Source organism: Rhodoferax lithotrophicus (assembly GCF_019973615.1).
GTDB classification, from domain to species: Bacteria; Pseudomonadota; Gammaproteobacteria; order Burkholderiales; family Burkholderiaceae_C; genus Rhodoferax; species Rhodoferax lithotrophicus.
The window spans coordinates 3,683,202-3,700,135 of the sequence record NZ_AP024238.1 but is presented as its reverse complement, the minus strand read 5'-3'; the positions used below and the strand labels follow the sequence as shown (position 1 = coordinate 3,700,135).

Here is a 16,934-nt window from a genome sequence, read left to right as displayed (position 1 = left end):
TTGCGAGCATGTTTATTCCCTACGCGTTGTCTATTCCATGAAAACTATTTTTCCCCTGAATCTGTCCGTCAACCCTTCCAAGAGTGATCCCAATCCGTTGATCCTTTACCACGGGCGCAATTGCCCGGACGGTTTTGCTGCGGCCTTGGCGGCTTGGCTGTATTTCGATGGCCAGGCTGAATTTAAGGCGCTGGATCACGGGGATGTGAAGTCGGTGGCCGACTTGCCCGCGCTGGACGATCGTGCTGTCTACATTCTGGACTTTTCGTTTGCCCATGACATTTTGCGGAGCATTGAAGAGCGTGCGGCCAAGCTGGTCATGCTGGATCACCATTTGAGCGCGGCGGAAAAACTCACCGGTTTTGTCTGCCGTTGTGGCGTGGTGCACTTTGACATGAAAAAATCTGGTGCACGCCTGGCTTGGGAGTTTTTTCACCCTGGCCAGCCGATACCCGATCTGGTTCGCTATGTGGAAGACCGTGACATCTGGGTTTGGCAATATCCCGAGAGTGCCGGTTTTCTGGCTGCGCTGGACATGGAGTCTTTTGACTTTGCCCGCTGGCAGGCCATTGCCAACTTGGATGCAACTCAGCTGGCGGCTTACATCGACCGTGGCCGCGCCATGGACGAAAAATTCACCAAACTTGCTGAAGGCGTTGCAGAAAGTGCCCAGCCCGTGGTATTCAACGGCATCACGGGCTTGATGGTCAATGCCCCGGGTGTGTTCCACAGTCTGGTGGGTGACCTGTTGTGTCAGAAGTCAGGCACTTTTGCCCTGATGTGGTCGGTGGATAAAACCGGGCTGGTCAAGTGTGGTCTGCGTTCGCGCTCGGGTTTCAACTGCATCCCGCTGGCTGCCAGCATGGGCGGAGGCGGTCATGCCCAGGCCTGTGGTTTCAAAATGCCGTACCAGCGTTTGCCTGAGCTTTTGGCGGGCAGTTTGACGGCCGTTGCACCTAGCACGGACTGAAGGGGTGAATCACACCGGACATTCCAAGGTATTGGTAGTCTGGGGGGCAGTGAGCACTGCCGTGGAGTAGCAAGTTTCTCTGAGTTGCAGTTGATTTTTGTCAAAAAATGTCGATTTTTTAAGGCCTAGACTTGAATAGCCAGTTCTTTTGCTGACGGTCACTTTTGGAGGCTATTATGAAGAGCGGTTTAGGAGTTAAGGCTTTGCGGATGCCGCATTACGCGGGTCGCTTTGGTTCGCGATTGACGTTGGTCGCAGCCGCGCTAGCGTTGGGCGGGTTATTAACAACGCCTGTGCAGGCGCAGACGGTCACTGATGCCCAGGTGGCGGCCGCCATCAAGGGCGGGCAACAGTACCTGTTCAACCAGTTTCACGATGTTGGTGATGGCACCGGTTACTGGAGCGACTATGACAACTTGGTGGGCACGGCAACTGCGGTGACCGCCTTGATTGAGTCGGGCAAGATGAGTGATCCGGCATACAAAGCCATGATTGAAAAGGGGATTGCCTACATCAAGACCGTAGCCAGTGGCAACGCAGATGGTGGCATTTACCAAGCTTCTTATTCAGCCACTTACGAGACCGGTTTGGCACTGGTTGCATTGGGCTTGTACGGGCAGGCGACAAGCACAGATGCGGCTTATAAAACCATGGTTCAAAAAGCTGTTGACTACCTCAAGAGCTACCAAAACATTGAAGGTTCAACGGCGGGTGGTGACTATGGCCCAGCGGGTGAAGCCACGCCTACCAACGCTGCCGGGTGTGGTTCTTCGGTGGTGGACTACTATGGTGGCTGGGGCTATTCACCCAGCAATACCAAATGCAGTACCAGTGCTGACTTGTCAAACACCCAATTTGCTGTGATGGGCTTGTGGTATGGCTCGCGCTACCTTGGTTTGTCGGTGGACACCGCGCCTTGGGCCAAGGCCTTGCTGACTTTTCTGAAACATCGCCAGGACACGGACGGTGGTTTTTATGTTTACGGTGGTGTTGGTTACAAAGCCATTGCGGCGAATGGTGGAGGCATATGGAGTTTGGCAATGATTGGTCAAACGGATGCCAAAAAAGATCCGGCCGATGCCAACACCATGTTGCAAAACGCGGTGACCTGGTATGCCAACAATTACACGTGGAACTATTCCACAGCCTACATGTACGCGATTTATGGCAACTCCAAAGCGTTGACCGCAGCTCTTGGTACTAGCGGCAAGGTTGGCACGAAGGACTGGGCTGCGGACATGAAGAACGAAGTGGTGACCAGCGCCTATCGCACATCGGTGCCAGAAGTACCGGCGACGGGTACAACCCCCGCTGTTCCGGCCTACGATTCCTGGAACAGTGGTAGTGGCCTTGATCCTCAAACCATTGCACAAACCTCCTGGGTACTGACCTCGTTGGCATTTGCCAGTACCGCCACCGAGTCGACAGAAAAACTGCTGGCTCAGGAGGCACGCCTTGACAACGTGGTGAAGGGGTTATTGACCCTGCATACCACGGGCGGTGTCACCATCAGTGCGGCTGGTCGGGATGTTGTTGCTGGCCCCTCGCTGGGTGCCAATGTGGTGCTTCCCGTGGGCGCGGTGTCGTTCACGCTGAACAATGTGGCACCCGCTGGTTCCAGCACGGTGTTGTCCATCACACCACCCGTGGGGGCACTTGACCCCACCAACCCGAATAGCTTCGTCAAAGCAGACGGCGTGACGATCAAGGACGGACTGAGCTGGTTCAAGATCGTGAGTGGAAGTTGGAAAGAGTTGGCCGGTGTGCCGATCACGGTGGATCTTGCCAAGGGTGTCATTTTGGTGACCCTCAAGGATGGTGGACCGGAAGACGCAGATGGTTTGGCTGATGGCAAGATTGTGGATCCGGGCGCGCCTGGGTTTGGCGCAGCAGTTGCGGCCGCACCTGTCCATCAGGACAATTCTGGATGGTTTGGTTGCAGCGTCGGTAACGGTCAACCAGACCCAACGCTGCTCGTTTTGTTGGCCGGTGGCGCTGTTTATATGCTGCGTCGGCGTCGTCAATAAACGGTTGATGCAGGTTCTGCGTGACCGACAACTGGGGGTGGCCTTGGGGGCCGCCCCCTTTTTTTGGCTGTTATGGCTCTGGTTTCACGCGCCTGCGCCTGATTTGTTGTGGCCATTTGTCGAGCCCGTGCGGTTTTTGATGCCTGCACTGATTTACCCGGTACTGGAGGAGATGACTTTCCGTGGCCTACTGCAGCCAGCGCTGCTCCAGCGCCCTTGGGGGTCTGTTTGTCACTGGCGTTTGTCAACAGCCAATCTGGTGTGTACGGTGTTGTTTGCCATCAGTCATTTGGTGTGGCATAGCGGGTTGCAGGCGCTGGCAGTTATTGTGCCGAGTTTGATCTTTGGCTACTTTCGTGACCGCTATGGCCGTATCGCGCCTTCAGTTGTATTACACGTGTTTTACAACAGTGGTTTTATCTGGCTGTTTGCTGGCCGCTGAGTTAAGGCTGGCTGGATGCGGCACGGAACCCGAAATACGGGCCGCTATAGTCGTTGCTGCGAAACATCTTGTCAAAATTGCGTAAATAGCGCTCACCATAGACGTAGCTCCCGCCGCGGCGCACGCGCAGCAAGCCGGTCAAGGGTCCATGCGGATTGGTAACACCTGCTGCACTGGCACTGTAATTGGTCGAGTCATGATCCCAGGTCCATTCCCAGACGTTGCCAGCCGTGTCGTACAGACCGTAACCATTGGGTGCATAACTGCCGATGGATGTGGAGGTGCCACGGTCGAAATTGGCTTTGGTGGCATCCAGCACATCACCCCATGGGTATGGCTTGCCGACCAGGCCACCACGCGAGGCGTATTCCCATTCGGCATCAGTCGGCAGCCGGTAGCCGTTGGCCAGCCAGTCAACGGCATCATTGCTCAGGTCAATGTTGCCGGTGCGATAGACGGTGGTGTGGCTGGCATCGGTGAAATACACCGGACTGCGCCCCTCTTTTTCTGAACGTGCGTTCAGCCACTTGACGGTGTCATACCAATTGATTTGTGTCACCGGCATGTTGGTTCCAAGTTGCAGTGCGCCGTTGCGCCCGGCCGAGTCAAACGTGTACCCTTTGGTGATTGCCCAGTCGTACACGGTGCGCCATTGTGTGTAGCTGATCTCAAATCTCTCCATGGAAAACGCGCTCAAGCTGACATTGTGTACCGGCGTGGCATAAGGCGCGGGTGCACTTGGGTCAAGCATGTTGTCACCCATCTGGAAGGTGCCTGCAGGGATGTGCATCATGGCTTGAATGGGCGTGTTTGCCAGAGGCGTTGCGCTGACCTGTGGGGTTTCAAAACCCTCCCCTCCGGGGCCGACCGCACTCACCACCAGGAAATAGGCGGTCTTGTTGGTGAGACCCTGTAGTGTGAACGGACTGCTGACACCCGTGACCTTGATGCCATTGGCTTTGGTGACATCAAACTCAGTTCCGTAATACAGGTTGTAAGAGGTTGCCCCTGCTGAAGGATTCCAGTTCAGCGTGATGCTCCCGTTACCCTCTACGGCTGTCAAGCCTGCGGGTGCGGCAGGTACCGCGGTGGCCACCGGCATCGCCGAGGTTGTGTAGGACAGGGCACTTTCACCATTTGCTGTGGTTGCTGTGGTTGCTGTGACTGCAAAGTAGTAGGTGGTTCCGTTCACCAGTGTGGGAACGGTTTGTGGTGACACTGCAGACGTTAATTTCTTGGAGGTGAGCTTGCTCAATGCGGACGTTGTGTCGTAATAGACGGTATAGCTGGTGGGATCACTGGTGGCATCAAAGCCTGGCTCCCAGCTCAGCTGGACCTGTTTGTTGCCGGCCTCTGCCCGAAGGGTGACAGGTGCCGGCTGTGGTGGTGTGGCGGTTGGTGTGGCGGAAACTTCGGCAGACAGCGCCCCCTCACCCGTGGCCCCCATGGTGGCAATGGCAAAGAAATAAGGTGTGCCGTTACTCAAGTCACGCATGATGTAGATGCTGTGGGCATCGGTGATCTTTGGACTGGACTTGGATATGCCAGGCGTGTTGCCGTAGTAAATGGTGAACGAGGTCGCCGATGGCACGTTAGACCAGTTTAAGGTGACCCTTTGTTTTCCCGCATCGGCCGTTAGGTTGGCTGGAGGGGCCAGGCTTAAGGTGACCGGAGCGGGGTTGCCGGTAGCACCACCGCCACCACCACATCCGGCCAAACCGAAGAGCAGGTAAAGCACCCCTGTCGTCGCCAACCCCCACCTGATCAAGCCTTTGGATGAGAACATGTTTACCCCCGTACAGTGTTGCTGTGAGTTGTTCGTCAAACCTCAATGCGACAAAAATAGCAGACTGACACTGCCAAGGTGTTGACAAATATCACAATCCTCAAACTAAAGCGTGGGTCACGTGTTTGGGTATGCAGTTGAATTCAGCCGCAGAGTTTGGTGGTGCTTAATCTTGGCGTTTACCAATCCACCAGACTCAAACCCACACTCAAAACAGTACGCCGACGGTTGTAGTCGATCAGGGAGTCGCCGTAGCCGCTGAAAAACTGGGTGTGAAAGCGCAGACCACTCTGGTTGCCCGGGACACCGCTGTCACCCAGTTTTTTCAGCCATTCCAGTTTGATGGAGCCGTTGGCGTTGGCCTGTAATGAATGGCGCAGCGTCAGCCCCAGGGTGTTGTCGGCATTGACGTTCCAGAAGCCAGCCACTTCGGCGCGCCCCATCAGATCGGTGATGTCGGGGTTGTCGTCATCGGCTGCGTTTTCCGGCAGGCGCTGCCAGAACTTGGCCTGCACTTGGAATTCGTTGCCTTTTTCCATACCCGCCATCAGGATGGTCCGGTTCCAGCTGCGAGAGTAAGGCAGCGGCTGGCCATTGGACTGGTGATTCAGGCTGATCCCGCTGTAGCGCCAGCGCCAGCCCCAGGGCAGTGGCGCGTCGGTGGGATAGATATAGATCAGCTCGGGTTCATGGTCGGTGGTGCGAAACGGACGCGACAAATCGCCGCTGAACAATTGCCAGTTGGATTGTTGTGAATAAGCAAACCAGACGGAGTCGCGTTTGAGGGGGGACTCCTGGGTGAGCAGCCCTTGGGCAATTTTCGTACGCACCGACAAGCTCATGCGTGTCTCGGTGGTTTTGTAAGGTACGGCTATGGGTGCGTTATTGGTTGCCGAAGGCGAGGTGGGCTGGGTGTTGACGCTGTCGGAACCAATCCAGCTCAAACTGATGGGGCGAAATCCGCGAATACCAAAAGTGCCGCAGTCGCTCCCGGCTTCCAGTTCCCAAAAGCGTGAGAGTTCAGTGAATCTGGTGTTCTTGCAGTTGTGAGCCTCCGGTGCGGTCATGGTGATGACCACTGGCGTGGTGGTTGGTAACGCTGATTCGGCAGCCAGGTGGTGGGCAGCGGCTGCTGGAGTGTCAGGTGGTGCGGCCGAAGTCTGGGCGGGTGCTGGCTGGGGCTGTTGTGCAGCCCAGGTATCAAAACACTGCAATCGGGCGCTGGGGTCGGCGACGAGGTTGGTGCACTGCTGCCAGCCGCTGTTCTCTGGTGTGGCCGTATTTTTATGATCATTTTGGGCTATAGCGCTTGAGCAGAAAGCGTGTATAGCTATTAAAAAAAGAGTGTAACGATACATTGCAAAAGGCCGTACCAGAAAAAGTTGAATGTCTTTAGCGTCCAGAAATCGGACCGGTAAAGCCCGATGGCATCAGGGGGTGTTCAACCCTGTGCCGTGATGCTGATCGCGCTCATGGGCTGACAGATGCAAATTTTTCGGTCATTCGTTTCATCATGGAGTGGGTCGCCGTTGAGACTTTGGGTGACAGGGTGGCCCAGTACGCCAGATTTTGATGACTTTCACCAGAGGGCACACTCAGAGTGTCGGGGTCGACGGCCACGGTGGCCCAAATTTTGTCGTCACCATCACTCAAGGGACCAGGGCCCTGACCATAACAACTCAGAGAGAGTTCCCTGATACGCATGACTTTGCGGTCATTCACCACGGACACGGACCAAGCCAATGTCAGCGGTACACCACTGGCTTCCCGCACACGGGTGGATGCGTTGTCGGACGGTACCCCAAAAAAGATGGTTTGTTTTTTGCGGAATTTGTAGCCCAGTACCGGAACCTGTTGATAACCAAAAAAGTAGGACGGCTTGAACATGTTGCCCTTGACGTTTTCAGTATCGGTCGTGATTTTGGATTCACCTTCCACCGCTGCATAAGCCGGTGTGGGGGTAATTTGCTCCGGGGGCACCAATTCCAGGCCGTTGGCGCTGACCGCATCGGTGATCAGTTTGGCGATATCGTCGGCAATTTTTTGCGCATCTGCGGAGGTGAGGTGGTCTTCCAGCGGTTCTTTTTCAGCAAAATCCGTGCCCCTGCCAGCTCCAAGCAGGGAAAAGGCCCCCGCCATCACGCCCGCCAAGACTTTTTTCTCGGTGTTGCCTTCGCCACTGATCAGCGTCAAGCGCTCCAGATGTACCCCTACACGGACATTGACCGAACTCAGGGCCACTTTTTTCAGAGGAAGTTTTTCTTTCGGAAAGTTAGGCACATTGGCAACCTCCTCTTTCAGGGCCACTTCTTCAGCCGCCAGGCTTGAAAAACTGGGCAGCAGCAAACTAATACTCAGACTGAGTGCGTATAGCGAGCGTTTCAATTGGGTTTCCTCCGGCGTGAAAAATGAATTTAAACCATAAACCATGGTGCGGTTAAGACGCGCAAAGATGTTAACCGAGCCATTGCCAGGGGCTATTTCACCGCGTTACGTGCAGCTGCGTTAGCGGCAGCTTTTTGCGCAAATTCGGCCCGCAAGGCCTTGAGTTTTTCGCGCGGGTCTTCGCGCGCGGTGGCTTGGTCCAAGCCCATTTCGGCAATAAACCGGCTGGGTTGGGCAGCCACCATTTCGCGGCCCTTTTTGCGCTTGCGGGTCCAGCTCACGGCCAGACTGCGCTGGGCGCGGGTGATGCCCACATACATCAGGCGGCGTTCTTCCTGCAAATGGCTGGTCAGGGTGGCGCTGGCGGCCTCAAGGGCCTGGGCACGCTGTGCGGCGGATTCTTGCCCCGTTGCGCCTGCATCGGGGTTGTCGCGCAATTGAAAGGGCAGCATGCCTTCGGTCACGCCGACCAGCATCACATGCGGCCACTCCAGCCCTTTGGAGGCGTGCAGGGTGGAGAGTGTCACCACGTCCTGGTCCTGTTCACGCTCGCTGATGGTGGACAGCAGCGACACGGTTTGCGCCACTTCCAACAGGGACTTGACCTCGCCCGCTGCGTTGACCCCGCTGGCATCTTCCACCTGGCCACCACAGCGCCCGCTCATCCAGTCGCAAAAGTCCAGCACATTGCTCCAGCGTGCCGCCGCCACTTTGTCGCTGTCTTCGCTGTCCATCAGGTACTGCTCAAAACCAATCGCCTTGAGCCAGTCCATCAAAAAGGTTTTGGCCGCCTCAGCACCCAGGGTGTGGCGGGCGCGGAATTCGAGGTCGTTGATTTCGCGGCCAAACTCGTGCAGGCTGCCCAGGGCTTTGCCAGAAATCACGCTGCCCAGACTGCTGGAAAACAGCGCCTCGAACATGCTGATTTTGTATTTGCCGGCAAAGTCGCCCAGATGCCCCAGGGTCTGGTGGCCAATGCCGCGCTTGGGTGTGGTCACGGCGCGCAAAAAGGCCGGGTCGTCGTTGTTGTTGATCCACAGGCGAAACCAGGCGCACAGGTCTTTGATCTCGGCGCGGTCAAAAAAGCTGGTGCCTCCCGATACTTTGTAGGGAATTTGCGCCTTGCGCAGCGCTTTCTCGAAGGTTTTGGCCTGGTGGTTGGCGCGGTACAGCACGGCAAAGTCACGCCAGTCCTTGTACTGCTTGCCGGGCTGGTTCAGACCGCCAGCACGCAGGCCCTGGATGCGGGCCACGGCGCGTTCGGCCTCGTGCTCTTCGGTGTCGGCATCGACCACCCGCACCGGTTCACCTTCGCCCAGATCGCTCCACAGGTTTTTCGGAAACAGCTTGGGGTTGGGGCCGATCACATTGTTGGCGGCACGCAAAATGGCGCTGGTGGAGCGGTAGTTTTGCTCCAGCTTGATGACTTTCAGGCTGGGGAAGTCGATGGGGAGTTTTTTCAGATTGTCCAGCGTGGCCCCGCGCCAGCCGTAGATCGACTGGTCATCGTCCCCCACCGCGGTAAAACAAGCCTGCTCGGATGGCTTGCCACCCACCAGCAGTTTCAGCATGTCGTACTGGGTGGCATTGGTGTCCTGGTATTCGTCAACGAGGATATGGCGCACCAGCCCTTGCCACTTCTGCCTGACTTGCTCATGATTTTGGAGCAATTTGAGCGGCAGGCTGATCAGGTCGTCAAAGTCTACGCTCTGGTAGGCGGCCAGGCGCTCTTCGTAATGCGCCATCACCTTGGCAATGATGCGTTCGTTGTCATTGCTGGCGGCGGCATAGGCAGCGGCTGAATTGAGCCCCTGGTTTTTCCACAGGCTGATGGTCCATTGCCAACTGCGGGCGGTGGCCACGTCCACGCCGCCACCGGCATCTTTCAGGATGCTGGCGACATCGTCGCTGTCAAGAATCGAGAACTGGGATTTCAGCCCCAGCACCGCACCGTCTTCACGCAGCAGGCGCACGCCCAGGGCGTGAAAGGTGCAGATCACCACGTCTTTGGCGGCCCGGCCGATCAGCCCCCGGGCGCGTTCGCGCATCTCGGCGGCGGCCTTGTTGGTGAAGGTGATGGCAAAAATGCGTTTGGCTGGCACCCCAGCCCGGATCAGGCCACCAATTTTGTGGGTGATCACCCGGGTTTTGCCCGAGCCTGCGCCCGCCAGCACCAGACAGGGGCCATGCATGTAATTCACAGCTTCTTGCTGGGCCAGATTCAGGCCGGCGTTGGGAGAGGGGGAGGACATGGGGCGGCAACTTTCGCGAAGGGGCGAATCATACCCAGTTGGTTCTGCCAAAATAGCCGCCATGCGCCTTACCCCGGATGGCCCGTGAGCCTTCTGGCGGGCCAAAACCCTGAATTCAGCGCAAGACATCAGCGTGCCATCAATCCTCTTGCCGTTTTGTTTTCCAAGCCAAAGTTGGAGTCCACCCCATGACCATAAACACATCTGACATCAGCACCCTCACCCAGACCCTGGGTTTACAAGCCAAACAGGCCTCTGCGCTGATGGCTAAAGCGCCGGCAGCTATCAAAAACGCAGCACTCAAAAAACTTGCCGAGCTGCTGCGTGCCAACGTGGATGCCTTGCAGATCGACAACGCCAAAGACATTGAACGTGCCGTGGCCGCTGGCCTGGCCGCGCCGATGGTAGACCGGCTCAAACTCACCCCCAAGGTGATCGAGACCTGCGCCCAGGGCTGCGAGCAACTGGCTGCCATGGCCGACATCATTGGTGAAATCACCGCCCTGCGCCAGCAGCCCAGCGGCATTCGTGTCGGTCAGATGCGTGTGCCGATTGGTGTGTTTGGCATGATCTTTGAGAGTCGACCAAATGTGACGATTGAGGCCGCCTCCTTAAGCATCAAGAGTGGCAACGCCTGCATCCTGCGTGGCGGCTCGGAAGCGATTGACTCCAACAAGGCGCTGGCCCGGCTGGTGCAGCAGGCGCTCACTGAATCCGGCTTGCCCGCCAACGCCGTGCAACTGGTGCAAACCACCGACCGCGAGGTGGTTGGCCAGTTGATTGCCATGCCGCAGTTTGTGGACGTGATCATTCCGCGTGGTGGCAAAGGCTTGATCGAGCGCATCAGCCGCGAGGCCAAGGTACCGGTCATCAAGCACCTGGACGGCAATTGCCACACCTATGTGGATGACCCCTGTGACATCGCCATGGCGGTCAAAGTGGCCGACAACGCCAAGACCGACAAGTACAGCCCTTGCAACGCCACCGAGAGTCTGCTGGTGGCGCACGGTGTGGCGGCCGAATTTTTGCCGCTGATCGGCCAGATTTATGCTGACAAGGGCGTGGAGATGCGCTGCGACCCTCAAGCGCTTGATATTTTGAAGCAAAATCTGCCTCTAGCCCTTGTAGATAAAGCGCAAAAAGCTATTGATTGTGTAGCGCATAAGGCTCCGGTATTGGTGGCTGCCAGTGAAGCCGACTGGTTTGAAGAGTACCTGGCCCCGATCATCAGCATCAAGGTGGTGGCCGGTGTGGACGAGGCGATTGCCCACATCAACCAGTATTCATCCCACCACACCGATGCCATCCTGACCCGTGACCACATGCATGCCCAGCAGTTCCTGCGTGAGGTGGATTCGGCCAGCGTCATGGTCAACACCAGCACCCGTTTTGCCGATGGTTTTGAGTACGGCCTGGGGGCCGAAATTGGCATCAGCACCGACAAGTTTCACGCCCGTGGCCCGGTTGGCATTGAAGGCCTGACCTCACTTAAATACGTGGTGTTGGGTGAGGGGGAGGTGCGGGTGTGAAGGTTTGGTGTGAGCCCCTGTGGGGTGACTTCATGCTCAGCGTTTCAAACCAGGTTCCGAACGCAGTCTGGCGTGATGCGCGGTTTGCACCAACTCTTCGGCTACGGCATTGAGCAAGATTTGCGCTGAGACAGGTTTGGTATAAAAGCGGCGAATACCTGCGGCAAGTACTTCTTCGCGGCTGATGCTGTCGCTATAGCCTGAGCACAAGATCACCGGTAGTTCAGGTTGCCAGGCCAACAATTGCTGTGTCAGTGCCACACCATTCAAGCCAGGCATGGTTTGATCGGTGATCAGCAGGTCAACCTTGGCGTGGCTGGTTTTAAACGCTTTCACCACCTGGTACGGGTCGGTGAACAGTCTGATCTGGTAGCCAGCGGTTTCCAGCAGTTCACCCATGTAATGCACCACGGTAGGTTCGTCGTCCACCACCCAGATGTGTTGACCCAGGCCGGGTTGAATCGTCTGCTGGTCGGAGTCCGCCTTGGCGGGGGGCTCTGCTGGCTGGGCGATGGGGAAAAGCAGACGGAACCGGCTGCCTTGGCCTGGCTCGGAGGTCACCACAATATGGCCATGGCTGCGGCGCAAGATACCTTGCACCATGGACAGGCCCAGGCCTGTGCCTTTGCCGACCTCTTTGGTGGTGAAAAATGGATCAAACAAACGTGGCAAATGTTCGGGGGCGATCCCTGAGCCATTGTCAGACACATCCAGCGCCAGGTAGCTGCCAAACAGACGGGTTTTGCTGGTCGAACAGATGTCGCCTTCAATCATCACTTGGTGCAGTTCCACCTCAATAAGCCCTTGTTCACCGATGGCATCGCGCGCATTGATGATCAGGTTGACCAGCATCTGGTTGAGCTCACCTGCATCCATGCGGATATTCAACCGGTCCTTGATGGTTTCGCGAAGTTCAATCCCCGCTGGAATGGAATGGCGCAGCATGGATGACACGTCATGAACCACGGCTGCGGGGGAAATTTCATGCACGCTGACACTGGGTTGTTTGCGTGCAAAGGTCAACATCTTGGCAATCAGGTCTCTGGCCCGTTCGCTGGCACCAATGATTTCGCGCAAATAGGTGGCTAGCTTGCCTTGCTTGTCAGGTGCAAAACGTTCCAGTGCCAGATTGGAGTAGCCCAGCACAGCCGCCAGAATGTTGTTGAAGTCATGCGCAATACCGCCTGTAAGCTGCCCCAGGGCCTCCATTTTTTGGGACTGTTGCAATTGGCGCTCCAAGTCTAGCTTGATGGCGGCGGCCTGCGCGCGCTCGGTACGGTCACGGATAAAGGTAAAAACTTGGTTGTTTACATAGTCATAAGTGGCTGAAATATCGACACTGAACATGTCGCCTGACTTGCGTCGATGACGGGTTTCAAATTGGGACGAACCGAGTTGTCTGATTTTTTGAAAATGTGAGAGAACTTCGTGCGGCTGTTCTACAGCTTCCAACTGGTCAATACGCATGGTCACTAGTTCTTCGACGGTGTAGCCCGACATTCGGGCGTAAGCCTCGTTGACTTCCAGCAAATTTCCTTCAATATCTGCGACCCAGAAGCCGTCAAGCGCGCTATCGAGTACGCGTTTGTGTCGCAGTTGGGTTTCCAGTCGCTCAGTTACGTTGTCACCCACTATCACATAGCCTTCGATCGCGTTTTTTTCGTCACGCAGGGGGGTAACGGTGCGGTCAAAAATGAAGCTTTTGCAATCGACACTCACCAAATGCACTAACCCGCGCCAGATATGGCCACTGGAAACGCTGGTTTGAATCTCTAGCGCCTGGGTTGCGTCCGGTGTCAGTGGTGCGGCAAACAGACGCAACTCGTTGGCCTGTTCTGCAAACAAAATGGGGCTCATTTTCATGGCAGCCCGGTTACGCCAGCGCACATGGCCTTGCAGATTCGCCACCAGCACCGGTGTTGCAGTGGAGTCCAGGGCCAGTGAATGCACGCGCAGGGATTCGTTGGCTTGCAGCAGTGATTGTTTCCTGCTGGCCAGTTGTTGGTAGGGCCGTCGCACACTCACAATGAACATGGCCTGGTACATCAGGCCATAGCTGATCATCTTGAACGAGTGTCCCAGGAAGTGCTGCAAATCACTGACCACATGGTACTGGGTGAAAAAGGTTTCACCAAGAGCACCGACAACTGTGGCGGAAAATATCAAGGGCAAAAAATCTTCGTCAAATACACGTGCCAAGCGGTAGTAGCGCCAGGCGGCCAGTGTCATCATGCCAATAATCAGCCATTCCAATCGCGTTTTTAATGGTGTGACACCGATGCCCTCAATGAACGTATGTGGGAGTTCAGCTTCGTGGAAAACAATCAACCATGTCACCAGCAGGTTGATCAATGCAAATATACCCAGCGTGCCATATCGCACCGGCATCGATACGGGTGACAGCGTGTGCTGAAAGCTCACTAGCAGCAACCCGGAGGCCACCATAAAACGTGCAGCTAACCAGAAGCATATGGCTTTTTCAACCGAAGCTGGAGTGACAAAATCGGGCATGCCTTTGTAGGACAAGGCATGAAAAATATCCAGCCAACCTGCCGAGAAGAGTGACAAGCCCAGTACGAGTAATGAGCCCGAAGTCAGCTTGGTTGGGGTGTGCCAGACCGTTGCAAACACCAGAAATGCTACCGTAATAGCCACAAACTCCATTACCGTATGCATTGGTAGGAAGTGCCGCATTGGGATGTGCAGCTCGCTCATGGGCAGCGCCAGGCTGGTCAGCGTTAATGCAGCAAAAAAGCTGACCAGAATGAGTTGTTGGCGAAGCAAATCGCCTTTAACGTGAAAGAACCCAACCGTCAGACGAGCAAACCCCTGACCCGACCAAGCCATACGCAAGACACGTTAATCTCAAGAAGTCAGTAAATCAGGCGTGCGCAGGCACATAGCCGTGCTTGACCAACATCTGCAACCAGCGCGGCGCATTGCGCGCCACCATCAAGGCCTCGTAGTCCACTGTTTTATCCACGTAATGCGTCTTTTTGCGCAGCATCGCATAGATCGTGCGCAGCATCTTGTGCCCCAGCGCCACGATGGATCGTTTGTGCCCCTTGCGCACGTTGAGGGCCTGAAACTTATCTTTGAGCGCGCAGCGACTGCGCCCAGCAGCTTGCGCGAACTCGCACAGCAGCCGACGCACCCAGGCGTTGCCTTTTCTGATGCGCCCACTTTTGCGCTTGCCTGCGGACTCGTTGTTGCCCGGACACATGCCCACCCAGGATGCCAGTCGCTGCGCACTGCCAAACACGCTCATGTCCACACCGATCTCCACCAGCAGCATGGCCGCTCCCATCAGGTCAATGCCCGGCAAGGTTTGCAGCAGTTGCAAAGGTACCCCATAACCGGCATCCCGCAAAGAGCGCAGCAACTCTGCATCAAAGCGGGCGATACGGTTTTCGAGCTCCTCGATATGCACCATGATTTCGGTGAGAACAAAGCGATGTGCTGGTGTGAGTTCTTCAGCCTGTAGCGCCTCAAAGATATCTTCGCGGCTGGCACGCAAGCGATTACTGGCCAAGCTCAGCACCTCGGGCACGCTTTTGCCTGCGATCAGGGCCTTCACCATGGCGCGTGCTGACTGCCCGTGCAAGTCAGACACCACCACACCCAAGCGGATACCCGCATCGGTGAGCAGTTTGTGTAACCGGTTCTTCTCGCTGGCGAGCATGCCGCCGAGCTTTTGTCTGTGTCGCGCAATATGGCGCAGGCTGCGCAGGTCAGCTTTGGCAATGAAGGAGGCCCGCAGCAGCCCGGCGCGCGCCAGTGTGGCCAGCCACTGCGCATCGGCCACATCGGTTTTGCGACCCGGCACCGCTTTGACGTGGCGGGCATTGACCACCCAAGCGATGATGCCCACTGACTCCAGGGCTGCAAATGGACTTTTCCAGTAAATGCCGGTGCTCTCCATGACAACCACATCCGGGCTGATCGAGTGCGCCCATTCGGCCAGCGCTTTGCGGTCGCGCTTGAAGCCGCCGAACTCGTGCCGCTCGACGCTGACAGTGCCATCGGCTTGCTCCACGATGGCGCAGCCGCTGATCTGGGCTTGGTGCACGTCCAGGCCAATCACGCGCTTGTAGATGGGGGGTAAGTTCCATCGATATCCTCCAGTTGAAAGGTAAACTTCAAAACTGGAGGTGCCGGGGTACCCCACCGAAATTGCTTGTCCGGCCTTGCGCCCGGCAGCCCTGTTTAACGTGAGATCTCATCGGCAAAACCGATGGAGTCAATTCGGGGTACGAGTCGGTGTGGGTGAGTCAAGTTAGCTATCGGGGTGCCAGCCCCAAAGAATTTTCTCGACTTCTACCTCAGCACCTCCTCCCTCAAGTTTCTTTCATCATCCGGGGCGTCGGCCTGGATTCATGAAAGTTAGGGGCGGTGTTTTCCTCTATAAATTCGTCGAGTGTCATGCCTTAAGCCCATGATTTTTTTTCCAGTCAAGTGCCCCGGTAAGTCGGATATCGTTTAGCAAGCTTAAGCCAAGGTCATCGTGTGTGGTGGACGGCACGTCCAGTTCATGCGGGCGGTTTTGCACAATGTCCAAAAACACAGCGGTCAGCTCGGGGTCACGCCAGCCGCGTGCAGCCTCGTCGTGTAATACGGCCACGACCTGTTGCCGGTTCAGGGCGGGTTTGTAAGGACGCACATGGGATAGGGCATCGTAGATGTCCACCATCTGGAAAATACGTGCCAGCAACGGAATCTGTTGCCCGCGCAGGCCTTGCGGGTAACCACTACCGTCCCAACGTTCATGGTGACAGGCAATGATGGGCACCGTCAGGCGCATGCTCTTGAGCCCCCCCACCAATCTCGCGCCGATGTCGACATGTTGGCGCATGATGGCCCATTCAGCGTCAGTCAGTGGCCCGGGTTTGAGCAAAATGCTGTCGGGAATACCCAATTTGCCAATGTCGTGTAAAACGCCACCGCGGCGCAACGCCATCAATTCATCAGGGTTCAAACCCAGTGTTTTGCCCAGGACGACACCGTTGTGTGACAGTCTGGTGCAATGGTCGCCGGTGGTGCCGTCTTTGGCTTCGACCATACGCGCCAGTGCAAACAGCATGGACTCTGCGCTGTCAAGCTGATCGGTCAGTCGTTTGTGGCTGACTGCCGCATCCAGCCGCGCCACCAGCTCTACCGGTTCGTAAGGTTTGCGGACAAAGTCACTGGCACCAGCGGCCAAGCTCACGGTCAGGTTGTCGGTATCGTTGTCGCCACTGACCATCAAAATCGGCAGCATGTCCAGGCCCAGCTCGCCCCGGATACGGCGACATACTTCGTCACCGTCCAAACCGGGCATGCGCTTGTCAAGCAGCACCACATCAAAGCTGTGCTCACGCAACATGTTCAGGGCCTGCATGCCTGAGTTGGCTTCTTTGATCAGGTATTTGTCGGATTCAAGAATTTCACGCTCCAACGCTCTGTGTATGGGGTCGTCGTCCACGATCAATACGTGAAAAGGGTATTTGTTGGGCTGCGACGACAAGCTGTATGCTGGCATGAAGCGACTCCGGGTCCGCAATGGC

The 16,934-nt window shown here is 56.4% G+C and carries 11 protein-coding genes; 4 read left to right on the top strand and 7 right to left on the bottom strand.

The window, feature by feature from the left end; genetic code table 11:
- Nucleotides 1–37: 37 nt before the first annotated feature.
- From LDN84_RS17085 to mrtJ, 3 genes are all read left to right on the top strand, one after another.
- Complete coding sequence (locus tag LDN84_RS17085) at nucleotides 38–970, top strand: DHH family phosphoesterase (RefSeq protein WP_223904626.1); 933 nt, start codon at nucleotides 38–40, stop codon at nucleotides 968–970.
- Nucleotides 971–1,146: 176 nt separating this feature from the next.
- Complete coding sequence (locus LDN84_RS17080) at nucleotides 1,147–2,997, top strand: choice-of-anchor U domain-containing protein (RefSeq protein WP_223904625.1); 1,851 nt, start codon at nucleotides 1,147–1,149, stop codon at nucleotides 2,995–2,997.
- Nucleotides 2,998–3,004: 7 nt separating this feature from the next.
- Nucleotides 3,005–3,439: a JDVT-CTERM system glutamic-type intramembrane protease MrtJ gene (gene mrtJ, locus LDN84_RS17075; RefSeq protein WP_223904624.1), complete on the top strand. Its 435-nt coding sequence runs from the start codon at nucleotides 3,005–3,007 to the stop codon at nucleotides 3,437–3,439.
- A gap of 1 nt (nucleotide 3,440) precedes the next feature.
- Here mrtJ and LDN84_RS17070 read toward each other — a convergent pair whose 3' ends face one another.
- From LDN84_RS17070 to LDN84_RS17055, 4 genes are all read right to left on the bottom strand, one after another.
- Nucleotides 3,441–5,225, bottom strand: a complete 1,785-nt coding sequence (locus LDN84_RS17070) for an SUMF1/EgtB/PvdO family nonheme iron enzyme (protein ID WP_223904623.1) — start codon at nucleotides 5,223–5,225, stop codon at nucleotides 3,441–3,443.
- A 179-nt stretch (nucleotides 5,226–5,404) separates the two neighbouring features.
- A complete protein-coding gene (locus LDN84_RS17065; RefSeq protein ID WP_223904622.1) occupies nucleotides 5,405–6,583 on the bottom strand; it encodes a phospholipase A in 1,179 nt (392 codons plus the stop codon).
- Nucleotides 6,584–6,695: 112 nt separating this feature from the next.
- Nucleotides 6,696–7,610: a hypothetical protein gene (locus LDN84_RS17060; RefSeq protein WP_223904621.1), complete on the bottom strand. Its 915-nt coding sequence runs from the start codon at nucleotides 7,608–7,610 to the stop codon at nucleotides 6,696–6,698.
- 92 nt (nucleotides 7,611–7,702) lie between these two features.
- Complete coding sequence (locus LDN84_RS17055) at nucleotides 7,703–9,862, bottom strand: ATP-dependent helicase (RefSeq protein ID WP_223904620.1); 2,160 nt, start codon at nucleotides 9,860–9,862, stop codon at nucleotides 7,703–7,705.
- 188 nt (nucleotides 9,863–10,050) lie between these two features.
- Between LDN84_RS17055 and LDN84_RS17050 the strand changes: the two genes are divergently transcribed.
- Nucleotides 10,051–11,391, top strand: coding sequence for a glutamate-5-semialdehyde dehydrogenase (locus LDN84_RS17050; RefSeq protein ID WP_435405896.1), 1,341 nt, complete (start codon nucleotides 10,051–10,053; stop codon nucleotides 11,389–11,391).
- A gap of 36 nt (nucleotides 11,392–11,427) precedes the next feature.
- On the opposite strand, the gene LDN84_RS17045 is transcribed toward LDN84_RS17050, so the two are convergent.
- From LDN84_RS17045 to LDN84_RS17035, 3 genes are all read right to left on the bottom strand, one after another.
- Nucleotides 11,428–14,175, bottom strand: coding sequence for a hybrid sensor histidine kinase/response regulator (locus tag LDN84_RS17045; protein ID WP_223904619.1), 2,748 nt, complete (start codon nucleotides 14,173–14,175; stop codon nucleotides 11,428–11,430).
- A 97-nt stretch (nucleotides 14,176–14,272) separates the two neighbouring features.
- Entirely contained in the window at nucleotides 14,273–15,487 is a 1,215-nt protein-coding gene (locus tag LDN84_RS17040; RefSeq protein WP_223913085.1) for an IS110 family RNA-guided transposase, read from the bottom strand.
- A gap of 324 nt (nucleotides 15,488–15,811) precedes the next feature.
- Nucleotides 15,812–16,909, bottom strand: a complete 1,098-nt coding sequence (locus tag LDN84_RS17035; RefSeq protein WP_223904618.1) for an HD-GYP domain-containing protein — start codon at nucleotides 16,907–16,909, stop codon at nucleotides 15,812–15,814.
- Nucleotides 16,910–16,934 lie beyond the last annotated feature (25 nt).

Coding starts and splice junctions, on each gene's coding strand:
- LDN84_RS17085 (WP_223904626.1), top strand. CDS start 38: ATGAAAACTATTTTTCCCCTGAATCTGTCCGTCAACCCTTCCAAGAGT.
- LDN84_RS17080 (WP_223904625.1), top strand. CDS start 1,147: ATGAAGAGCGGTTTAGGAGTTAAGGCTTTGCGGATGCCGCATTACGCG.
- mrtJ (WP_223904624.1), top strand. CDS start 3,005: ATGCAGGTTCTGCGTGACCGACAACTGGGGGTGGCCTTGGGGGCCGCC.
- LDN84_RS17070 (WP_223904623.1), bottom strand. CDS start 5,225: ATGTTCTCATCCAAAGGCTTGATCAGGTGGGGGTTGGCGACGACAGGG.
- LDN84_RS17065 (WP_223904622.1), bottom strand. CDS start 6,583: ATGTATCGTTACACTCTTTTTTTAATAGCTATACACGCTTTCTGCTCA.
- LDN84_RS17055 (WP_223904620.1), bottom strand. CDS start 9,862: ATGTCCTCCCCCTCTCCCAACGCCGGCCTGAATCTGGCCCAGCAAGAA.
- LDN84_RS17050 (WP_435405896.1), top strand. CDS start 10,051: ATGACCATAAACACATCTGACATCAGCACCCTCACCCAGACCCTGGGT.
- LDN84_RS17035 (WP_223904618.1), bottom strand. CDS start 16,909: ATGCCAGCATACAGCTTGTCGTCGCAGCCCAACAAATACCCTTTTCAC.